The organism is Paucibacter sp. TC2R-5, assembly GCF_025717605.1.
In the GTDB taxonomy this organism is placed as follows: domain Bacteria; phylum Pseudomonadota; class Gammaproteobacteria; order Burkholderiales; family Burkholderiaceae_C; genus Paucibacter_A; species Paucibacter_A albus.
This window is the reverse complement of sequence record NZ_JAJIRQ010000007.1, coordinates 269,140-284,951: the sequence shown is the minus strand read 5'-3', so window position 1 is coordinate 284,951 and position 15,812 is coordinate 269,140. Positions and strand designations below refer to the sequence as shown.

General features: G+C 63.0%; 13 protein-coding genes. 10 read left to right on the top strand and 3 right to left on the bottom strand.

What is annotated here, in order from left to right; genetic code table 11:
* Positions 1 to 8: 8 nt before the first annotated feature.
* Together LNV08_RS17530 and LNV08_RS17525 are read right to left on the bottom strand one after the other, a co-directional pair.
* Positions 9 to 2,087, bottom strand: coding sequence for a diguanylate cyclase (locus LNV08_RS17530; protein WP_263535025.1), 2,079 nt, complete (start codon positions 2,085 to 2,087; stop codon positions 9 to 11).
* Positions 2,084 to 4,243, bottom strand: coding sequence for a diguanylate cyclase (locus LNV08_RS17525; protein WP_263535024.1), 2,160 nt, complete (start codon positions 4,241 to 4,243; stop codon positions 2,084 to 2,086). The genes LNV08_RS17530 and LNV08_RS17525 overlap by 4 nt, the downstream gene beginning before the upstream one ends.
* Before the next feature lie 288 nt (positions 4,244 to 4,531).
* On the opposite strand from LNV08_RS17525, the gene LNV08_RS17520 reads away from it, so the two are divergent.
* The 8 genes from LNV08_RS17520 to LNV08_RS17485 are packed head-to-tail and all read left to right on the top strand — an operon-like array spanning position 4,532 to position 9,973.
* Positions 4,532 to 5,266 carry a TetR/AcrR family transcriptional regulator gene (locus LNV08_RS17520; protein WP_263535023.1) on the top strand — a complete coding sequence of 245 codons (735 nt, stop codon included), beginning with the start codon at positions 4,532 to 4,534 and terminating at the stop codon, positions 5,264 to 5,266.
* Positions 5,263 to 5,706, top strand: coding sequence for a hypothetical protein (locus LNV08_RS17515; protein ID WP_263535022.1), 444 nt, complete (start codon positions 5,263 to 5,265; stop codon positions 5,704 to 5,706). Before LNV08_RS17520 ends, LNV08_RS17515 begins: the two co-directional genes overlap by 4 nt.
* On the top strand, positions 5,703 to 6,212 hold the full coding sequence (locus LNV08_RS17510; RefSeq protein WP_263535021.1) for a DUF2867 domain-containing protein: 510 nt from the start codon (positions 5,703 to 5,705) through the stop codon (positions 6,210 to 6,212). Before LNV08_RS17515 ends, LNV08_RS17510 begins: the two co-directional genes overlap by 4 nt.
* Positions 6,202 to 7,548 (top strand): ABC1 kinase family protein, encoded by a 1,347-nt coding sequence (locus LNV08_RS17505; protein WP_263535020.1) that lies wholly within the window; start codon positions 6,202 to 6,204, stop codon positions 7,546 to 7,548. Before LNV08_RS17510 ends, LNV08_RS17505 begins: the two co-directional genes overlap by 11 nt.
* On the top strand, positions 7,545 to 7,940 hold the full coding sequence (locus LNV08_RS17500) for a DUF4345 domain-containing protein (protein ID WP_263535019.1): 396 nt from the start codon (positions 7,545 to 7,547) through the stop codon (positions 7,938 to 7,940). Before LNV08_RS17505 ends, LNV08_RS17500 begins: the two co-directional genes overlap by 4 nt.
* A 3-nt stretch (positions 7,941 to 7,943) precedes the next feature.
* Positions 7,944 to 8,348: a DUF6463 family protein gene (locus tag LNV08_RS17495; protein ID WP_263535018.1), complete on the top strand. Its 405-nt coding sequence runs from the start codon at positions 7,944 to 7,946 to the stop codon at positions 8,346 to 8,348.
* Positions 8,349 to 8,360: 12 nt separating this feature from the next.
* Entirely contained in the window at positions 8,361 to 9,212 is an 852-nt protein-coding gene (locus LNV08_RS17490) for an alpha/beta hydrolase family protein (protein ID WP_263535017.1), read from the top strand.
* A 59-nt stretch (positions 9,213 to 9,271) separates the two neighbouring features.
* On the top strand, positions 9,272 to 9,973 hold the full coding sequence (locus tag LNV08_RS17485) for a molybdopterin-dependent oxidoreductase (RefSeq protein ID WP_263535016.1): 702 nt from the start codon (positions 9,272 to 9,274) through the stop codon (positions 9,971 to 9,973).
* Positions 9,974 to 9,990: 17 nt separating this feature from the next.
* On the opposite strand, the gene LNV08_RS17480 is transcribed toward LNV08_RS17485, so the two are convergent.
* Positions 9,991 to 11,403 (bottom strand): glycoside hydrolase family 30 protein, encoded by a 1,413-nt coding sequence (locus tag LNV08_RS17480; protein WP_263535015.1) that lies wholly within the window; start codon positions 11,401 to 11,403, stop codon positions 9,991 to 9,993.
* Positions 11,404 to 11,576: 173 nt separating this feature from the next.
* Here LNV08_RS17480 and glk point away from each other — a divergent pair, with 173 nt between their 5' ends.
* Together glk and LNV08_RS17470 are read left to right on the top strand one after the other, a co-directional pair.
* Positions 11,577 to 12,593 carry a glucokinase gene (gene glk / locus LNV08_RS17475; RefSeq protein WP_263535014.1) on the top strand — a complete coding sequence of 339 codons (1,017 nt, stop codon included), beginning with the start codon at positions 11,577 to 11,579 and terminating at the stop codon, positions 12,591 to 12,593.
* Between the two features lie 198 nt (positions 12,594 to 12,791).
* Positions 12,792 to 15,803: a TonB-dependent receptor gene (locus tag LNV08_RS17470; RefSeq protein ID WP_263535013.1), complete on the top strand. Its 3,012-nt coding sequence runs from the start codon at positions 12,792 to 12,794 to the stop codon at positions 15,801 to 15,803.
* Positions 15,804 to 15,812 lie beyond the last annotated feature (9 nt).

Genomic DNA, 15,812 nt, shown 5'->3' with positions numbered 1-15,812 from the left:
CTTGTGCGTCAGGCCGGTGGCCCCAAGACCTGCAGGAGGCTGACCCGCTCCGAGGAGCAGGCCGCGTCGAAATCGGCCTCGATCTGCATCAAGGCATCGCTGTCGCGCGCGTCCACGGTGGCGATGCCCATCGCGCGGTTGCGGCCGCGTGACTTGGCGGTGTAGAGCGCCATATCGGCCCAGTTGACGGCCTGCTCCCACTGCAGGGCAAGCTTGGACGGTGGCAAGGGGAAATGCGCAAAACCGATAGACACCGTCACCCGCAGCGGGCCGCTGTCGGTGTTGATGGGCTGGCCGCCGACGCCGCGCAGAATGCGTTCGGCCAGGTGAGAAAGATCGGCCAGGCTGACGCCGGGGGCAAAGACCAAAAACTCCTCGCCGCCCCAGCGCACCACCAGATCTTCGGCCCGCACCGCATGGCTGAGGCGACGCGCCACCTCGCAGATCACCACATCGCCGATGCCGTGGCCATGCTGGTCGTTGACATGCTTGAAGTGATCGATGTCTATCATCAAGAGCGCGCCATTGAACTCGGCCGGCGCTTGCTGGGCCATCACGGCGAGGAAATGGCGGCGGTTGGCCAGGTCGGTCAGCGGGTCACGCTCGCTTTGCGCGCGCAGCAAGGCCTCGTTGGCCTTCAGCAGCCGGTTGGCCTCGCGCACCCGCTTGACCATCACCGCCGCCAGGCCGATCGACAGCGCCAGCAAGGCCGCCACGGCCAGACCGACCTGCTGTGCAAGCTGGCGGTTAGCGAGCTGCTTGTCGACCAGGGTCTTGTCGCGGATCAGCAGATCCAGGTCGGCCTGCTTGCGTTCGCTGTCGTATTTGACTTTCAACTGTTTCAGCGACGCTTCGCGGTTCAGGGCGACCAGCTCCGCGCTCAGGCTGCGTTCGGCGTGGAAGTTGGCCAGGGCCTCTTTGGCCTGGCCGGCTGCGGCCCAGGCTTCGCCTTCTTCACGCAGCTCTTCGATCAAGACGGCGTGGTCGCTCCAGTCCTGGCGCATCTCGGCCAAGAGCGTCAGCTCGCGGCGGGCGCGCTCAAATTGACGCGCTTGGATCAGGGCCAGGGCGAGGTTGTGGCGGGCCGCCCGTTCCAGTCGCTGATCTCCCAGTGCATGCAGTTGCGGCAAGGCCAACTCGGCCGCCGTGGCGGCTTTTTGGGGCTGTTGCAACTGCACATAGACGTCGGACAAGCCAATCTGCATCTGGGCCATCAAGCGCGGTGCATCGGCTTGGGTGGCTAAGGCCAAGCCCTCCTCCAAGGCGCGCAATTGATCGGCCGGACGACCCGAGCGCGAGGCCAGCGCCGATTCAAAACTCTTCATATGCGCCATGGCCAGCACATCGCCCTCGGCCGCTTTCTGGCCCTGCGCCAGCCAGCGATTTGTTTCGTCTGCTTGGCCCAAATAGTGGCCGAGCATGGCCAAGTGACCCATGCTCAACGCGCGTAAATAGTTGTCCTTGCCCGCCTCTGCCAGAGCAAGGGCTTGCCGGGCGGAGGCCTCGGCCAGGGTCAAAACGCCTTCGTTTTGCTGCTTGCGTACCAACACACGCAAGGCCGCCCAAGCGCTGCGGAAGTCGCAGTCTTTGGGCATGCTCGGCATGCGATTGGCCCCCCCCTGGCCCAGCCGGCATGCCGGCTCCAGGCCGGCCAGCGCTTTTTCGGCATGCTCGGCGGCTTGCAGGCTGCGGCCACCCTGGTCGGCGTGCAGTGCGCGCAAGAGACTGACCTGGGCCTGGCTGTTTGGATACTGGCTCAAATTGATGGCGATGGCCTCGACGGCGGTGTCATTGCCGGCCGCAGCTTGCATGCGACCTTCGGCCAGCAGCAGTTGCTGGCTGTGGGCCGCGTGCGCCGGATCCAGCCGCAATTTCTGCAAGATTTGCAGGGCCAGGGCCGGCTTGTCGTAGGCGATGCGTTGCAGGCGGGCGAGTTGATTGTCCAAGGCGGGATTGAAGGCCGCTGTGCCTCCGGCATTGGTGCCGGCGTCGCCTTCAAGGGCATGGGCGCTGCCAGCGAGCGTGCAGATCAGCCACAAACCCGTGTAAATCCAGCGTTTGGCGCTGTAGAGACGCAGCGCTGTCATGTCGGCGGCGACACCGGTTCGGGGCCTTGCAAGGCGAGCAGTTGCACGCTGCCCTCATGCCAGGCCGCCTCCATGTGGGCCGCCAGCAGCAGCAGGTTGGCTTCGTCCTCGGCGGCGATGGATTGGATGCCATAGGCCTTGTTGCGGCCATGGGCCTTGGCCATATACATCACGGTGTCGACCAAATCGATGGCACGCTCCCAACTCAGCGCCAGGCCTTGCGGTGCGATGGGGAAGCTGGCGAAGCCGATCGAGGCGGTGATGGGAATGCTTTGTCCGCCGTGGCTGACGGGCTCGCTGCCGATATGGTCCAGCAGGCGCTGCGCCAAAGTGCCGGCATAGGCGGCGTCCCGGGTGTCGACCACGATCAAGAATTCCTCGCCGCCCCAACGTACGACCAAGTCCTCGTCCCTGAGTGTGCTGCGCAGGCGCTTGGCAATCTCGATCAAGACGCTGTCACCGGCGGCATGGCCGTAGCCGTCATTGATGCGCTTGAAGTGGTCGATATCGATCAGAAATACCGTGCCGCTGAGCCGGCCTTGGTCGGCCAGACGCTTGATGGCGGCCTGGAAATGACGCCGGTTCGACAGGCCGGTCAGCGGGTCGCGCTCCCCCTGCACGCGCAGCGCGGCATTGCTGCTGGCCAGCGCAAGATTGGTTTTGCGAATGCGCTGATAGGCCAGGCCCAGCAGCACGCCGGACAAGAGCACGCAGCCGCCCAGCGCCGCCCATAGCTTGAGGCGCAGATCGCGCTCGCGCAACTGCTCGGCCTTCAAGTTCATATCGCGGTTCAGGAGTTCCAGCTCTTGGGCGCGGCGTTCGTCGTCATAGCGGGCCTGCGCCTCAAGCACGGCCTTGCGGGTGTCGGCGCGCAGCGACTGATCGATCAGCTTGCGGTAGCGGTGATACGCATCGGCGGCCCCGGGCAGATCACCGGCTTTTTCCAGATAGGCACCCAGCTCTTGCCAACCAATCGAGGCGCCGCTGTTGGCGCCGCGCTTTGCGTCGATGGCGATGCCTGCCAAGGCGTCACGCTTGCCTTCTTCAACGCGCTTGAGCGCAATTTTGGCCAGGCCCATATTGGCCAGCGCCACGGCTTGAGAGGACAGGTCCTGGGTCTTCATTGCCAGCGGCAAGGCTTCCTCGGCCAAGCGCAAGGCCTCGGTGTAATTGCCCTGCTTGAGGTGGTAATCGGCGTAATTGGCCAGGGCCAGTGAGAGCAAGTCCTCGACGCCGGAGCGCCGCGCATGAGCCAGGGCTTCTTGCTTGGCGCGCTGGGCCAAAGCGTGCTTGCCCAGCTCGGCGTAGATGATGCCGCGCATGGTCTGCACATTGAGCAGCATGTAAGTGTCGGGGTCACGTTCGGCTTCCCGCAAGGCCTCGTTGATGGTTTGCTCGGCACGCTCCAGCTGTTGGGCCTCTACATAGGTGTTGGCCAGGCTGCCGAGCAGATCCACCCGGCGCCAGGCCTCGCCGGTTTTCTCGGCCAGCTTGAGTGCCTGGTGCAGGTTCAGCAAGGCCGCATCGGCGTTGCCGGTGTCCGATTGCAGGGCGCCCAGCAGGCTGTAGGCGCGCCGCAGCGCCGAGGTCGGGCCGGCCGTGTAGCTGTTCAGATCGGACAGCTCCTTTTTGGCCAACTCCAGCTGACCCGATTGCGCCAACAAGCGCGCACGCAGCACATGCTGCGCCAGCTTGGCTTCCGCCGCGAGGCGCGGATTCGGCCACTCGCGCATGAGCTTCATGTGGGATTCGGCGCTCGCCGTGTCGCGCCGATTGATGGCCAGGTTGCTGCGCAGTATCAGCAGCTCCAGCAGCTCCGCGCTGCCCGGCTTGACGCGGGCTTGCAAGGCGAGCAGATCTCGTTCGCTCTCGACCGGCTTGACCAGCCCGCCGCGTTCGATGCGTGCCAGCTCTTTCATCACGCTCGCGTCGCTTGCGCCGGTGGCGGGGGCTCTGTCTGTGTCGGCAGCTGGTGCGGCCGAGCTGGCAGGCGCCGGCTCGACCAAGGGCTCGGGTTTGCAAGCGCTCAAGCCCAGACCCAGCAGCGCCAAGCTCAGGCAGCAGATCAAAAGCCGGTGCGCGCAATATGCAGGGCCCAGCCGCCGGCCCACGGGTGACCGTGCCGCTTGTTTGCCTGCGGAGTTGACGCTGCTCATTGCCCTTGCTATCGACATCGTGGCGACCGACTTGATTCACTGTCCAGCGGCGCGGCGGCCGCATGTGGCGTATTCACGCCGGCTCGGCTGCAGTGTAGTGAAGGCCAAGCCGCTTCAAGCGCTTTTGAGCCCGCTTTTGCACCCCCATCATCATCAGCATTAACCCGCGGCCGTCTCGCCAGTGGCGGCGACGTGCGGGTGTCTTGTGGCCTTGCTTTGTTCTTTAAAAAGATATTGACTATTCAATAGATGTGAAAAATAATCTATTAAACGATAGTTGGTAAACATATGCGCATCACCAAGTCCCAAACCGAGAAGAACCGCCGGCAAGTCATTCAGACTGCGGTGGACCTGATGACGAGCCAGGGCTTCGAGGGCACGACGATGAAGCAGATCGCGCGTGCCGCCGAACTGGGCGATGCGACGATTTACAAATACTTCCCCAGCAAGGAGAAGCTGGTGCTGGCCTACTTTGAGCAGGCTGTCGCGGATGCCTTGGTGCAGATCGGCAAAACCAAGGGTTTGGCCGCCTTCAGCTTGCAAGAGCGCATGCAGTTGTTGATCGACGCCTTGCTGGAGCAGTTTTTGGCCGATCGCGAGTTCGTGGCCTTGGCCCACAAGTTGGTGGCGGGCGCGCCTTTGCTGCTGATGGGTGAAGACTTGCCCGGCAAAACGCTGCTCAAACAGGCCTTTGCGGACATGCTGGAACAGGCCGAGGAGAAGGGCGAAATCGCGGCTTGCGGCTTCAAGCCCAGCTTGGCGGCACTGCTGGCCGACAGCGTCTATGCCATCACCGCCTATTGGCTGCGCGACGACTCCGACGAGTTTGCCAACACCACACAGATGATCGATCTGAGTCTGGATCTGCTGGTGCTGGCCTTGCACAGCGGCATCGTCAACAAGGCTTTGGACCTGGGCGGCTTCTTGCTGCGCAGCCAGTTGACGCGCTTGCTGCGCGATGGCAATGGCCTGCTCGACTTGCTCAAGCTGGCGCGCAGCGGTTTGGCCCGAGGTGCGGCATGAGCAGCGTGGCCAGCTACAACCACTGGCTGCTGCTGGGTGCCGGCCTGAGCGCCATCGCGGCCTTGCTGCATGTGTGCATTATTTTTGGCGGCGGCGCCTGGTACCGCTTTTTCGGTGCCGGCGAAGCGATGGCACGGATGGCTGAAGCGGGTCGCAGCTATCCGGCCCTCATCACCGCCGGCATTGCCTTGCTGCTTTCGGTCTGGAGCGCCTACGCGCTGGCCGGCGCCGGTTGGGCTTTGGCGGCTGGGCTGCCGTGGATCAAGGCGGCGCTGATTGCCATCACCGGCGTCTACCTGCTGCGCGGCTTGGCGCCCTTGCCGCTGTGGCTGCTGGCGCCTGCGCAAGTGACGCCATTCTGGATTTGGAGCTCCTTGATCTGTGGCGCTTTCGGCCTCGTTCACCTGATTGGCCTGATCCAGGTCTGGAGCCGACTATGAGAAAAGTAGTCTTGTGCCCCTTGCCCGCCGGCAGCCGCATCTTGCGGGCCGAGCCGGGTGCGGATTTCTCGGACAGCTATCGCTTCGCCAGCATCGAACCCGAAGCCAGCGCCTTGGCGCAGTTTCTCGCGCTGAGCGCACGCACGCCGGCCTGGATGGACTTCTTGATGGCGCTGCGCAACCAGGCGGTGCGCTGGGTCGGGCTGAAGAACCTCGGCGCGATGGCCGTCGGTGATCCGCGCAAGCCGGCCTCCAGCTACCGGCCCGGTGACCGGGTCGGCATCTTCACGCTGCAATACGCGGACTTCAACGAAGTCATTCTGGAGGACCGCGACAAGCATCTGCATGTGCAGGTCTCGCTGTTCAGGCTGGGGCAGGATGAATTGCAGATCAGCACCGTGGTGCACATCCACAACCGGCTCGGCCGCGTTTACATGAGCGTCGTTGGCCCGGTGCATGGCTTGATCGTGCCGATGATGTTGAGGCGGCTCGGCCATGTCCACTAAAGCGCCACGCACCGGCCGCCTGGCCCGCGGCGCGATTGCCGGGCTGGCGGTGGCCCGCGCCGGTGCGGCTCAGCTGAGCCACCATGTGCAGGCGCTGACCCGCTCCGAAGCACAGGCCGAACAAGCTCGCACCGCCCATCAGGCCAAGCTGGGCCGCATCTTGTTTGCGGCCTTGAATCAGCTCAAGGGAACGGCCCTGAAGGCCTCGCAACTGCTCAGCCTGGAGTTGGGCTTCTTACCCGACGGCGTGCGTGAGGAATTGGCCAAAGCGCATTACCAGGTCACGCCGCTGAACCGGGCCTTGGTGATCAAGCTGCTGCGCCAGGAGTTTGGTCAGGGGCCGGATGAACTATTCGCGCATTTCGAGCCGGTCGCCTTTGCCGCCGCCAGCTTGGGGCAAGTGCACGGCGCGACCTTGGCGAGCGGCGAGGCAGTCGCCGTCAAGCTGCAATATCCCGGCATGGCCGCCTCCATCGGCAGCGATATGGCGATGTTGCGCACCTTGTTGCAGACCTTTGCGCGCGGCTCGGACAGCCTGCCCAAGGCCGACATCGTTGAGCGTGTGCTGGTCGACATCGAAGCCAAGCTGGCCGAAGAGCTGGACTATCACCGCGAAGCCGAGCAATTGCACTGGTTCGCGCAGGCCTTGGCCGGGCGGCCTGGGCTGGTGCTGCCGCAGACCTTCGCGCACCTGAGCAGCAAACGGGTGCTGACGATGCAGCGCCTGCCCGGCATGCATCTGAATGAATGGTTAGCGACCGGGCCCAGCCAAGCCGAGCGTGATCATTTTGGCCAACTACTGTTCGATACCTTTTTGTTCAGCCTGTTCGAGCTGCGTCGCTTGCAAGCGGACCCGCATCCGGGCAACTATCTCTTCATGGCCGAGGGGCGGCTTGGGCTGCTGGACTTTGGCTGTACCAAGCAGCTTGGCGAGAAATTCTGTGCCGGTATCAGCGGGGCCTGGTCGGCCATGCTGTGTCAGCCCTGCGACTTGGATCAGCTGCAGCAGATCTATTTGGAACTGGGCTTGATCGCAGCCAGTTTGAGCAAGGCCGATTTCCGCGAACAGCTGATGCCTGCGCTGGCAGAGACCCTGGCCTGGCAGACCGCGCCCTTTGCTGTGGCCGTCTATGACTTCGGCCAGCATCCGGTGATGCCGAGGCCCGACCCTGCGCAGCAACGGCTGGCGGTCCGCATGCTGCAGTCGGTGACACCCGAGTTGCCCTACTTTGACCGCGCCTACCTCGGTCTGGTGTTGATGCTCAAGTCACTCGGCGCGCGCGTGCGCACCAGCAACCAGTGGATAGGCCCAAGCACTAAAGCACCGACGCCATGAGTAAACGAAACCTGCAAATCGCCACCGCCCTGCTGGGGCTGGTTCCCTTGCTCACCGGCCTGGTCGGCATGGCCGGGCTTGCCGACCCGCTCTACGCCGCAGCGGGCCTGCCCGCCAACAGCCTGCTGGACAGCAATCTGCGCTTTCTCAGTGGGGTCTGGTGCGGGCTGGGCCTCGCGGTGCTTTGGATGGTGCCCCGCATCGACACCCAGACCGTCTTGTTCCGCGCCCTCTGGGGCATGATTTTTCTGGGTGGCGTCGGGCGGCTGCTGTCGCTGCTTTATGCCGGCTGGCCGCCGCTGCCCTTTGTCGCTTTCACCGCTCTTGAAATCATTGGCGCGCCGCTGTTTGTGCTCTGGCAAACGCGTGTGGCCGCCGCACATACCGAATAAACCATGAACAACACACGCCTCACGCCCCTGCCAACTCAGCGAATTTGGATCGGTCATTGGCTGATGGCCGTGGCCGCGCTGCATACCTTGTTCGCGCTCTTCGTTTTCCAGCGCCCGCTGGTGAACATCATGCAACGCGGTTTTTTCAACACCGTGGGGCAAGACCCGCTGACGGCGGCGACCGTCTGGTTTGTGCTGTTCGGCGCGCTGCTGGCCTTGCTGGCCTTGGCGATCACACCCTTGGAGCGCCGTGGCGACGCTCGCTCCTTGCGCCGCCTGGGCTGGGGCGTGTTGGTGCTCAGCTTGCTGGGCCTGGTGCTGATGCCGAGTTCGGGCTTCTGGCTGGCGTTGCCGGCCGGCTTCGCAATGCTGAGGCGCTCAAGCGTTCGCGCCATCGATTCCATCTAAGGACCAAGGCCTATGTCTTCTCGTTTCCTCCTGCTTTTGGTCAGCCTCACGCTGGCATTCGGCAACTGCTTTGCCGGAACTTTTGAGTACGAAGTTAAAACCGTCAACTACAAAAACCTGGCCGCCCGGCTGTATTTGCCGAAAACCACCGAGAAGGTGCCGGCCGTGATTGGCTTCGGTGGCTCGGACCCGAGCTGGGGTTTTGCCGAAGCCAATGGGCAGATGATGGCCTCCAACGGCATTGCGGTGATCGGCCTCGTTTACTTCAAGACCGAGCCTGGCTTGCCGGCGACGCTGGACCATATACCGATGGAGTATTTCATCAGCGCGATTGACTACGCCGAAACAGTCAAGGAAATCGACGCCACGCGCATCGGCGTCGTCAGTGGTTCACGCGGCTCGGAAGCCGGCTTCTTGTTGGCGATCTTGGACCCGCGTATCAAATCCGTCGTCATCACGACGCCGAGCAAAGTGGCCTGGTCCGGCATGACGACTTCTCAATCGGCCTGGACCTATCAAGGCAAGGACATCCCCGCAATGGATTTGCCGGACTTGGAAAACGCCACCCAAATCCAGCGCTTCGAGAAGGCGCTGCAAGACAGCGAGAAGGTCAGACAAGCCACTTTTTCGTTTGAAAAAATCGGCGGCCCCATGCTGCTGATCTCAGCCGAAAACGATCAAATCTGGCCCGGCACGCCGATGACGCGAGACATCATGTCCTACTTGAAAGCACATGATTTCAAGTACTCGGCGGTCCATAAATCCTATCCGACCGACCATGGCTTCAGCAAAGAAACCGCGCCCGAGATCAAGCAGATGATCATCGATCATTTTGTGCAGACGCTGAAAAGCGTCGGTCTATGAATTTGCGAGCAGCCGGCCGACTTTCATTGGCTGAGCAAACGAACTCACCGAGCGAAGCCATGAACAGCAGCAATGCCGATCTGCCCCCGGGCCAGCGCGAGCGCGACAGCTTTCCGCGCTTTGGCTTGACGCAATTCGCGACCCGCTTTCCGGCGCAGGTCGACACCATCAGGCTGCAGATCCTGGGCGAGGTCCGAGTGCCGATTGAGATCGGTTTGGCGGAGCTGCAAGGCTTACCGCGCCTTGAGCTGATCGCTGATTTTCATTGCGTCACGACCTGGACTCACAAAGGCCTGCGCTGGGGCGGCGTGCGCTTTCGCGACTTCTATCAGCAATTGGTTTTGCCCAAAGCCGGGCCCGTGAGCGGCGCAGACTTTGTGATCCTGCGCGGCCAGGATGGAGCGCGCAGCTGCATGGCGCTGGAAGATCTGTTGGCCGACGATGTGCTGCTTGCCGACTGCCTGAACGGCGAGGCCTTGAGGCTGGACCATGGCGCGCCGCTGCGTTTGCTGGCGCCGGCGCATTACGGCTACAAGAACATCAAGCATCTTGACCGCATTGAATTCCGCCGTAGCAGCGTCGGCTACCGACCCAGCGCCTACCGCTTCATGGAGCACCCACGCGCCAGGGCGGCAGCGGAGGAGCGCGGCCGCTGGCTGCCTAACTGGCTGCTTCGGCTGCTTTGCCGACCGCTGATAAGTCCCACGGTGGCACGCTTTGAGCAGGCCTTGCGGGCCCACCAAGAAAAGGCGAGCGGCTGAGTCAGCCCGCCCGACCTTCAAGCCGCAAGTACAAAGCTGCTGATCGAGCGCGCCTGCGCCAGTGCCTGGCATTGCCTGGCGTCCAATTTGAGCGTGTAGTGAATATCGGCCTCGCTGCGGTTAAGTGCGACCAGTACCTTGCTGCCGTCAGGGTTGATGAAGGCCGTGACCTCCAGGTCTTGCTTGCTGGCCGCGCACAGCAGCCGCTGCGCGCCCGGCTTGATGAAGCGGGCGAAATGGCCGAGATAGTCATAGGAGCTTTGCGGCATCAACTCGCCGGTCTGCCGATTGGCCATGATGGGCGCGCTGCACAAATTGCCGACATGGTTCGGGCCGCCGGTTTCATCCAGCAGCAGGTTCCAGTCGATCCAGCCGACCGTCCAGCGGTTCAGGTCCTTGATGATGTTGCGGGCATAACGTTCCCCCAGAGCGGCGGAGCCGAGGTGTGGCCCGCCTTCCTGGCAGCCTTCGGTGAAAAGCAGCGCCTTGTCAGGCCAGGCGTCGTGCAGCAGCTGAACATGCTCGAAATGGTCTTCGCCATACCAGTGGAAGCCGCAGCCCCACACATATTGGGCCGCCTCGGGGTCGCTGTAGACGGCTGCCGCGCGCTCCACCATCAGGTCGCGGTTATGGTCCCAGACGATGATCTTGATGTGGCCCAGGCCGGCCGCGGCCAAGGCGGGCCCGAGATGGTCGCGTACAAAATCGCGCTCTTGCTCGGCGCTGTAGATGCAGGAATCCCAGCGTTGCGTGGCGGCCGGTTCGTTCTGTACCGTCAGACCCCAGATCGGCACCCCCTCGGCCGCATAGGCCTGGATGAAGCGAACATAACATTGAGCCCAGACGGCGGCATATTCGGGCAGCAACTCGCCGCCCTGGTTCATCTGCCCGTTGCTCTTCATCCAGGGCGCTGGGCTCCAGGGCGAGGCCAGCAAACGGATAGATGCCGACCCCGCCTGCTGCGCAAGCGCCTGTGCCGCCTTGATCATGGGCAGCAGCGCCTTGCGATCGCGCTCGATATTGAAATGCTCCAGCAGCACATCACCGGCCACCGCCGCATGGGCGTAGTTGCCCAGCGCGAAGTCGCAGCTGTTCATATGCAGCCGGCACAGCGTGTAGCCGTGACCGCTGTCGGCATCAAAGTATTGGCGCAGTAGCGCGGCGCGCTCGGGTTCGGGCAGCGCGCTCCAGGTGACGGCCGCGGCTTCGGTGAAGGCGCCGCCAAAGCCCAGCAGGGTTTGAAAGCGCCGCCCGCTGTGGACCATCACGCTGGGCAAGTCGCTGTGCGCCGAATTGGCGCCGGCTGGGCCTTGCAGCAACAGCGGCGCTTGTTCGGCGAGCCGGCGTTGGCCGTCGGCCGTGCTCAGCACGCAGCGTAGCTGCAAGGGTTCTGGCAAGGAGTTTGAAAGGCCGGGTTTGAGTGCGGGCATGGCGCTGGATGTTCTGAGGTTAGGGGAAAGGTGAACAGGTGTCGGGACATGTGGGCGCTGTTTTTGCACACCAGGGAAAACCAGTGCTTGCTTCATGAAAGCGCTTTCATTACGATTGTGGCATTGCGGCGGCTGCCGTCAAGTGTTCCGAAATTTGCTTCGCAAAGGATCTCATGAGCCTGAATGCCTCCGCGTCTTTGTATCCGCGTCTGCTTGGCGATGTGGGCGGCACTCATGCCCGCTTCGCCTGGGGCGAGGATGCTGACGGCGCGGTCGCAGACATCGTCAGTTACAAGTGCGCGGAGCAGGCCTCGCTGCAAGAGGCGATCGCCAGATACCTGGCGGAGCAGGGCAAGCCGCGCCCGCGTGCCTGCGCGATCGGCATCGCCAACCCCATCGTCGGCGACACGGTGCGCATGACCAATCACCATTGGTCCTTCTCGATTGCCCAGCTCAAGCAGAGCTTGGGCGTGCAGCGCCTGGCGGTGCTGAACGACTTCACCGCGCTGGCGCTTTCCTTGCCGGCACTGCGGCCCGAGCAATTGCGCCAAATTGGCGGCGGTAGCGCGGTGGCGGGCGAGGCCTTGGCGGTCTTGGGCGCAGGCACCGGCCTCGGTGTGGCGGGGCTTTTGCCTGTTGGAGTTGCTGGCATTGCCAGCCAGGGCGGCAATGGAAGTTACGCGCCGATCAGCGGCGAGGGCGGTCACGCCAGCCTGGCGGCTATCGATGAGCAAGAGGCGGCCGTCGTCAACTGCTTGCGCCAGCGCTTCGGTCACGCTTCGGCGGAGCGGGCTTTGTCCGGGCCTGGCCTGCTCAATCTCTATCAGGCCGCGGCGCAATTGGCCGGCCGGCCGGCGCCCCTGACCAGCCCCCAAGCGCTGATTGCCGCCGCACGCGAGCAGCGCGATCCGGATTGCTTGGCTGCGCTGGATTTGTTTTTTCGTTTCCTGGGCAGCTTTGCCGGCAATCTGGCGCTGACCTACGGTGCCCGTGGCGGCGTCTATGTCGGCGGCGGCGTCGTGCCGCGCTTATTGCCGGAACTGGCGGCCTCACGCTTTCGAGAGCGCTTTGAGGCCAAAGGGCGCTTCGCCAACTACCTCGCGGCCGTGCCTACCTTTGTCATCGACGCGGCGGTGTCGCCTGCCTTGATCGGCGCCTCGCGCGCCTTGGATGCGGCAGCGCTCGGCTGAGCGCTGCAAGCCCAAAGCTCGGAAAAACAACAAAGCAAGGGAGTTCCCTAGATTCACCCAAAGGCAAAAATCAGTATGGTTGTGAAAGCGCTTTCAAAACGTCCTGAAAATGACGATTCAAAAAAGTGGGCGAGCCCAGCTTGCCGATAGGCCCATCGAATGAATGTGGCCTCTAGAAAACTACGAACGGAGACAAACATGATCAACACCCCAGTCCAGCGGGCCAGCCAAGCTGTCGGCCCTGTGTTTCAAATGAGCAAGCTGGCCCTGGCCTGCGGGCTTTGCGTGGCCGGCATGGGCGGCGCCCATGCACAACAAGCAACGCCGCCAGCGAGTGAACAGCCGGCAGCCGCGAATGTGCTGGAGGCGGTCGTCGTTACCGGCATTCGCGGCAGTCTGGGCTCCTCGATGAACCTCAAGCGCAATGCGCAAGGCGTGGTCGACGGCATCGTGGCCGAAGACATCGGCAAGTTCCCCGACACCAATCTGGCCGAGTCCTTGCAGCGCATCAGTGGCGTGTCGATCGACCGCTCGATCGGCGAAGGCTCCAAGGTCACCGTGCGCGGCGTCGGCCCCGACTTCAACTTGGTGCTCTTGAACGGCCGGCAAATGCCCGCCTCCAGCATCGCCGACACCTCGGCCTCGAACTCGCGGGCCTTTGACTTCGCCAACCTGGCCTCGGAGTCGATCGCCGGCATCGAGGTCTTCAAGACCAGCCGTGCCGCGTCGCCGGCCGGTGGCATCGGCGCCACCATCAATATCAAGACCGCCCGGCCGCTGGACAACCCCGGCCTGCGCGCCAGCCTCGGCGTCAAGGGCGTGCATGACACCTCCAACGGCCGCCTGCCCGACCCGCTGCAAGGCAGCGAAGTCACGCCTGAAGTCTCGGGCATCTACAGCAACACCTTCGCCGATGGCAAGTTCGGCATCGCCATCAGCGGCAGCTATCAGGAACGCAATCTGGGTTACAACCAGGCGGCGGTGGCCAATGGCTGGCGGCCCTTTGCCGGCGATGAGAACAACTGGGGCACCATCCCCCAGCCCGGCACGCCAGGCTCCGAGAACATCATCAATCGCCCTGGCCCCACCGATATCTATTCGGTGCCGCAGAACTTTGCCTATTCGGTCAACGGCATTCAGCGCCAACGCACGAACGGGCAGGTGACGCTGCAATACAAGCCCATCAATGACCTGACCGCCACGCTGGACTACACCTACTCCCAGAACAAGATCCAGACCAAGCGCAACGAGTTGTCGGTCTGGTTCAACTTCGGCCCCTCGTCCAGCAGCTGGAACAGCGGCCCGGTCAGCAGCCCCAAGATCTATTCGGAAACTATCGTTCCGGCCACCAGCGACTTGTCCATGGGCGGCGCGCAATACGCGACCAAGAACGAGAACAACTCCACCGGCTTCAACTTGGCCTGGAAGGCGAGCAACAAGCTCACCTTGGAATTTGATGCCCACCATTCGACGGCGACATCCGGTGCCGACAGCCCTTACGGCTCCAACTCCAGCCTGGGCACCGCCAGCTTCACGCGTGGCACCACGGCCGTGGACTTCACCCAGAAGTTCCCGGTCCTGAGCGTGGCCGGCGGCAATATCGACGCATCCAAGATGATGGTGACGGGCTCATCGTTCCGCAACAGCTATATGAAGTCGTCCATCGACCAAGGGCAGTTGACCGGCAATTACAAGCTCTCGGACGAATCTCGTCTGGACTTCGGCATGAGCCTGAACAAGGTCGACAACCGCTCGGCCTTCTCCAATGTGCAGCGCGACACCTGGGGTGGCGCCACCAATGCCGCCGACTATCCGGACAATGTCTGGCGCGCTGACACCATCAGCCCCTATTTCAAGCAAATGAGCGGCCATGACAGCCCGGCGCTGTTCAACCAGTTCTTCACCTTCGACTTCGAGACGGTGCGCGCCCTGGCCGCCAAGGCCGCCGGCGACGATTCGCTCTACCGTGCCTCTAACCAGTTCACGACCGACCGCAAGGTGCAAGAAAAGACCCAGAGCGGCTTTTTGCAGTACAGCACCAGCTGGGAGTTAGGCATGCCGGTCAATGCCGCTTTCGGTGTGCGTTACGAGAAAACCGATGTGACGGCCACCGCTCTGGTGCCCACCGCCACCGGCATCAATTGGGTGGCCAATAACGAGTTCTCGGTGCAGTTTGGTGCTCCTGGCTACACCACGCTGGAAGGCAGCTATAAATACTTCCTGCCCAGCGTGGACGTGGACGTGGACGTGACCCGCGACGTCAAGGCACGCGCCAGCTACAGCGAAACAATCGGCCGCCCCGGCTGGGGTGATATCCAGGGCGGGCAGACGCTGAACCAGCTGGCCCGTATCGACGGCGGCACCGGCGCGCAGGGCAACCCGGCGTTGAAGCCCTTGAAGTCCAAGAACTTCGATTTGTCCGGCGAGTGGTACTACGGCAAGGCCAGCTTCTTGTCGTTGGGCTATTTCAAGAAGAACATCGAGAACTTCATCGGCACGACGACGACCCAGGGCACGCCTTTCAATCTGCGCACGCCGGCCGGCGGCGCCTTCTTCAAGGAGGCGATCGCCAAGGGCTGCGTCACGTCCGACATCACCTGCATCCGCAACTACATCTTCCTGAACAAGAACGGCCAGGGCGGGGTGGTGCGAGGCAAGGATGATGCCAATGGCAATCAGACCGGCGTGATCCCCGGCCAGGCCAGCGACCCGATCGCCACCTTCGCCATCACCACGCCGGCCAATCAGCGCAAGGACAGCCTCAACGGCCTGGAGTTCAACGTCCAGCATATGTTCGGCAAGAGTGGCTTCGGCGTCTCGGCCAACTACACCTATGTCACCTCGGGGCTCAAGTACGACAACAAGAACCGCGGCGAGCAGTTTGCCTTGGAGGGCTTGAGCGACTCGGCCAACTTGGTCGGTTTCTACGAGAACGACAAATGGTCGGTGCGTGTGGCCTATAACTGGCGGGATGAATTCCTGACCTCGCGTTTCGACGGCACCGGCTTGCCCAACCCGGTCTATACCGATGCCTATGGTCAGGTCGACGTCAATATTGGCTACAAGCTGACCGAGAAACTGAGCCTGCAGGCCGAGGTGATCAACCTCAATGACGGCGTACAGCGTTTGCACGGCCGCAACAAGGATCAGCTGCTGTACGCCACACAGACAGGCCCACGATATATGTTCGGAGCGCGCTACACCTTTTGACAGGGCGAG

Coding starts and splice junctions, on each gene's coding strand:
- LNV08_RS17530 (WP_263535025.1), bottom strand. CDS start 2,087: ATGACAGCGCTGCGTCTCTACAGCGCCAAACGCTGGATTTACACGGGT.
- LNV08_RS17525 (WP_263535024.1), bottom strand. CDS start 4,243: ATGAGCAGCGTCAACTCCGCAGGCAAACAAGCGGCACGGTCACCCGTG.
- LNV08_RS17520 (WP_263535023.1), top strand. CDS start 4,532: ATGCGCATCACCAAGTCCCAAACCGAGAAGAACCGCCGGCAAGTCATT.
- LNV08_RS17515 (WP_263535022.1), top strand. CDS start 5,263: ATGAGCAGCGTGGCCAGCTACAACCACTGGCTGCTGCTGGGTGCCGGC.
- LNV08_RS17510 (WP_263535021.1), top strand. CDS start 5,703: ATGAGAAAAGTAGTCTTGTGCCCCTTGCCCGCCGGCAGCCGCATCTTG.
- LNV08_RS17505 (WP_263535020.1), top strand. CDS start 6,202: ATGTCCACTAAAGCGCCACGCACCGGCCGCCTGGCCCGCGGCGCGATT.
- LNV08_RS17500 (WP_263535019.1), top strand. CDS start 7,545: ATGAGTAAACGAAACCTGCAAATCGCCACCGCCCTGCTGGGGCTGGTT.
- LNV08_RS17495 (WP_263535018.1), top strand. CDS start 7,944: ATGAACAACACACGCCTCACGCCCCTGCCAACTCAGCGAATTTGGATC.
- LNV08_RS17490 (WP_263535017.1), top strand. CDS start 8,361: ATGTCTTCTCGTTTCCTCCTGCTTTTGGTCAGCCTCACGCTGGCATTC.
- LNV08_RS17485 (WP_263535016.1), top strand. CDS start 9,272: ATGAACAGCAGCAATGCCGATCTGCCCCCGGGCCAGCGCGAGCGCGAC.
- LNV08_RS17480 (WP_263535015.1), bottom strand. CDS start 11,403: ATGCCCGCACTCAAACCCGGCCTTTCAAACTCCTTGCCAGAACCCTTG.
- glk (WP_263535014.1), top strand. CDS start 11,577: ATGAGCCTGAATGCCTCCGCGTCTTTGTATCCGCGTCTGCTTGGCGAT.
- LNV08_RS17470 (WP_263535013.1), top strand. CDS start 12,792: ATGATCAACACCCCAGTCCAGCGGGCCAGCCAAGCTGTCGGCCCTGTG.